We start from the raw sequence: 3,592 nt of genomic DNA, 5'->3' as shown, positions 1-3,592 counted from the left end.
GGTTGGCTCATTCAAGAAGTTGACGCCGGCGACCGAAGCGGGAACCCGGCTCAAGAAGAAGGGCCTGCGTTACACCTTGCGTAGCGAACCCAAGACCGATATCAGCTTCCAGGTCTATCTTGGGCCCTATTCCTCGACCCGGTCCGCGACCGCGGCGCAACGTCGGCTGCGCAAGATCGGGATCAAGGACAATGCGCTGATTCGGGAGGGCAAGCTCAAGAACGCAGTCTCGGTTGGTGTGTTCCGCAATGCGGCAAATATCAAGGAAACACGGAGCCTGCTGCGCAAGCATCACTACCATCCCCGCACCCGCGCAATTACACAGGTGACCAATCGCTACTGGCTGGAGATTCCGGCGGGGCAGGCGTCGCTGGAGTCCATTCGTGCACTGAAATGGAGCGCAAGCGACATCACGGTTGAGCAGGCATCCTGCAGCAACGCGGTGTCGCAGCCGTAAGACGCTGTTTCTCCATTGGCGGCTGCCCACGCCTGGGTTAAAATTTGCGTCCTTCGCAATCCGCCCGCATAGCTCAGTTGGTAGAGCACCTGATTTGTAATCAGACGGTCGTTGGTTCGATTCCGACTGCGGGCTCCAGCTTGGAACAACAACGAGATTTGAGTTTATGGAAAAGTACCCGGCCGACGCCCTGGCGATGATCCGCTCCTACTACGAACAGCTGCCCCGGCGCCTGCAGGCGATCAGGCCGCGTGTCGCACACCCCTTGACCCTGGCAGAAAAGATCCTGTTTGCCCACTGGCAGGAGGGCGACGAGTTGCCGGTGCGCGGGGAAACTACGGCGCCCCTGCATCCTGACCGGGTGGCCATGCAGGATGCCACCGCGCAGATGGCCATCCTGCAGTTCATGACCGCCGGTCGTGACGAGGTGGCGGTACCGAGTACCGTGCATTGCGATCACCTGATTCGCGCGAAGGTCGGGGCGATCAAGGACCTGGCGGTGGCCGAGAACACCAATCACGAGGTCTACGAGTTCCTCGCTTCTGCCGCCAATAAATATGGAATGGGATTCTGGAATCCCGGTTCCGGCATCATTCACCAGGTGATCCTGGAGCATTATGCGTTTCCTGGTGGCCTGATGATTGGTACGGACTCGCATACACCCAACGCCGGCGGCCTGGGTATGCTGGCCATTGGCGTCGGTGGTGCTGACGCGGTCGATGTCATGGTGGGCATGCCCTGGGAAGTGTTGTGGCCCAAGCTCGTGGGCGTGAAGCTCACCGGGGCCCCCAGCGGCTGGACCAGCGGCAAGGATGTGATCCTCAAGCTCGCAGGCCTGTTGACCGTCAAGGGGGGCACCAACCGCATCATCGAATATTTCGGTCCCGGCACCGAGGCGCTCAGTTGCACGGCCAAGGCCACGGTAACGAATATGGGTGCCGAGCTGGGTGCAACAACGTCCGTGTTCCCCTTCGACCGGCGCATGGCCGACTACCTGCGGGCAACGGAGCGTTCCACGATTGCGGATCTGGCCGAGGGCGTTGCGGAACATCTGCGCGCGGACGACGAGGTGCTGGCGAAACCGGAGGAATACTACGACGAGATCGTGGAAATCGATCTGTCGACCCTGGAGCCCCACGTGGTCGGTCCCCACACACCGGACCTTGTCCGACCCGTGTCCCGGCTGCGCGAGGACGTGAAAAACGACGGCTACCCGGCGGAACTCAAGGCAGCCCTTATCGGCAGTTGCACCAATTCATCCTATGAGGACATCGGCCGTGCGGCCCACATCGCGCGCCAGGCCCGCGAGCATGGCCTCACGGCGAAGGTGCCGTTTCTTGTAACCCCGGGTTCGGAGCAGGTGCGTGCCACGATCGAGCGCGACGGTCTGCTGGCCGATCTCGAGGCCATTGGCGCAACCGTGCTGGCCAATGCCTGCGGTCCCTGTATCGGCCAATGGGAACGAACGGATGTGGCCAAGGAGCAGCAGAATTCCATTCTGACCTCGTACAACCGCAATTTCCCGAAGCGCAACGACGGCAATCCGGGGACCAATGCCTTCATCGCCAGCCCCGAGGTCGTGACCGCCTTTGCCTTGACCGGGCGACTGGACACCGATCCCCTGCACGAGGCCATTGCCGAAAATGGCGGCACCTTCGAGCTGGAGCCGCCGACGGCCCCGGAACTCCCGGCCAGGGGCTTCGATGCCGGCGAGAGCGGTTATGCAGCACCGACCGACGACTCCGCATCGGTCACCGTGCAGGTGGACCCCGCCAGTGAACGCCTGGCCTTGCTGGAACCCTTCGAGCCCGTGGACAAAAGCACGGGCTATCAGGACCTGCCGGTGCTGCTCAAGGCGATAGGGAAGTGCACCACCGACCATATTTCCCCGGCCGGTCCGTGGTTGCGATTCCGGGGCCATCTGGACCGGATCAGCGACAATATGTATTCCGGCGCCAATAATGCCTTCTCGGACAAGCCTGGGACCGGATTCAACGTGTTCACCGCGGCCGAGAATCAGCCCTTGAATGAGATCGCGCGGGACTACAAGGCCCGCGGGCAGGGCTGGGTGGTGATCGGGGATGAAAACCTGGGCGAGGGCAGCTCCCGGGAACACGCGGCCATGAGCCCACGGTACCTCGGCGCGCGCGTGGTCCTTGCCCGCAGTTTTGCCCGAATTCACCAGACTAACCTGAAAAAACAGGGGATTTTGCCCCTGACCTTTGCCGATTCCGGGGACTACGACAAGATCCGACGGGATGACCGCCTGAGCTTCCGTGCCCTCGACTCCCTGGCCCCCGGAAAAGGGGTAACAGTGGAAATGCACCACGCAGACGGGAGTGTAGACACCATCGAGACGCACCATACCCTGACCCTGGAGCAGATCGGCTGGTTCCAGGCCGGCTCGGCCCTGAACCGGATTCGCTCGGGGGCTTGATAGACCGGCGCCGCTGGTCGCATAATTGCGCCCCACGATTGGAAGCGCTGCCTCTTGCGCAAGGTAATCAGTGCCTTGGGCCGGATTCTTTATTGACATTGAAACGCCCCTTCCTCACAATGCGCGGCTTACTTTGGGAGGGGTTCCCGAGCGGCCAAAGGGGACAGACTGTAAATCTGTTGGCACTGCCTTCGGTGGTTCGAATCCACCCCCCTCCACCATATCTCGGCGGGCGGGAAAGCGGTGCGGTCGCGGTTCCCCTTGAACCCAAGGCGGGTGTAGTTCAATGGTAGAACCTCAGCCTTCCAAGCTGATGATGTGGGTTCGATTCCCATCACCCGCTCCAGAGTTTGGAGTCGGTAGTGCAGGACGGCTGGGTAAGTACGGAGAGCGGGCGCAACGGCGTTTACGGCCCGGAAATCCGCAGAATTTGCCCATATAGCTCAGTCGGTAGAGCACTTCCTTGGTAAGGAAGAGGTCACCGGTTCAAATCCGGTTATGGGCTCCAGTACAACGGTCCGGACCCGGTTCGGGCCCTGTATATAAAGATACGATTTCGTATACGGAATTGACTTTGACACGAGGCACCCAAGATGTCCAAGGAAAAATTTGAACGTAGTAAACCCCACGTCAACGTCGGAACCATCGGCCACGTCGACCACGGCAAGACCACGCTGACCGCGGCCCTGACCGTGGTG

The 3,592-nt window shown here is 61.2% G+C and carries 3 protein-coding genes and 4 tRNA genes; all 7 read left to right on the top strand.

Features of this window, described 5'->3' with window-relative positions; all coding sequences use genetic code 11:
• Positions 1-457 (top strand): SPOR domain-containing protein (locus tag P8X48_13055; protein MEJ2108230.1); only part of this gene is annotated, 457 nt, incomplete at its 5' end.
• A 62-nt stretch (positions 458-519) separates the two neighbouring features.
• Positions 520-595, top strand: a tRNA-Thr gene (locus tag P8X48_13050).
• Between the two features lie 28 nt (positions 596-623).
• Positions 624-2,894 (top strand): aconitate hydratase, encoded by a 2,271-nt coding sequence (locus P8X48_13045; GenBank protein ID MEJ2108229.1) that lies wholly within the window; start codon positions 624-626, stop codon positions 2,892-2,894.
• Positions 2,895-3,030: 136 nt separating this feature from the next.
• Positions 3,031-3,115, top strand: a tRNA-Tyr gene (locus P8X48_13040).
• 51 nt (positions 3,116-3,166) lie between these two features.
• Positions 3,167-3,240: transfer RNA gene (locus P8X48_13035), tRNA-Gly, on the top strand.
• Positions 3,241-3,326: 86 nt separating this feature from the next.
• Positions 3,327-3,402, top strand: a tRNA-Thr gene (locus tag P8X48_13030).
• Between the two features lie 85 nt (positions 3,403-3,487).
• The coding region (locus P8X48_13025) for a GTP-binding protein (protein MEJ2108228.1) at positions 3,488-3,592 on the top strand (105 nt) is incomplete at its 3' end.

It is taken from the genome of Acidiferrobacteraceae bacterium, from assembly GCA_037388825.1.
In the GTDB taxonomy this organism is placed as follows: domain Bacteria; phylum Pseudomonadota; class Gammaproteobacteria; order Acidiferrobacterales; family JAJDNE01; genus JARRJV01.
This window is presented reverse-complemented; position numbering and strand designations above follow the sequence as displayed.